This is a genomic window from Noviherbaspirillum sp. ST9 (genome assembly GCF_048799745.1).
Taxonomy (GTDB): domain Bacteria; phylum Pseudomonadota; class Gammaproteobacteria; order Burkholderiales; family Burkholderiaceae_D; genus Noviherbaspirillum.
Window position 1 is genome coordinate 1 of the sequence record NZ_JBLWFR010000179.1, and the last position, 555, is coordinate 555.

Sequence of the window (555 nt, forward strand, 5' to 3'; positions counted from 1 at the left end):
GAATGTGTGGACGGAATATATTAAATATCCGACCAAGGTACAATACCAGATATTTCCACGAATAAGTGCCTTGAGTGAGGTGTTGTGGAGCCCTAAGCAGTCGAGGGACTGGACTGATTTTGAACCCAGATTACGGGCGCAGATTAAGAGATACGATTTGTGGAGGGTGCATTACGGGCCGGTAGTGGATACGCCGTAGCTTAGTATCAAGTATCAAGATGTTGCGGGTTGCAGCGTATTATGGAGACGATCAATGGTTTACAGATGTCTGAATTATTGTTGCTAATGGCTAATTACAGCTGTCAGCTTAAGAAATATGTATATAAAGTTCCGGGTATCCAGGCTTTTTAGTTGCCTGTTGTTGTTTTTTATTACAGGGGCTGTTAGCGCACAGTCCGTTTATCAGTTTAAAGAGGGATATATATTAAAGAAGGTGCACCGGTACGGCCGGGAGGCGCTGTATGCTGATCCCCTGGCGTGGCAATTGTACAATGGGACACTAAAGACTCCTGCTGATGGCGCTGTTTTTGGAGCAGACAGTCAGGGCACTGAGCT

At 45.6% G+C, this 555-nt stretch carries 1 protein-coding gene; it reads left to right on the top strand.

Going from position 1 to position 555, the window contains the following annotated elements:
* Nucleotides 1-4: 4 nt before the first annotated feature.
* On the top strand, nucleotides 5-199 hold the full coding sequence (locus tag ACNOHI_RS25400) for a family 20 glycosylhydrolase (protein WP_420477502.1): 195 nt from the start codon (nucleotides 5-7) through the stop codon (nucleotides 197-199).
* Nucleotides 200-555 lie beyond the last annotated feature (356 nt).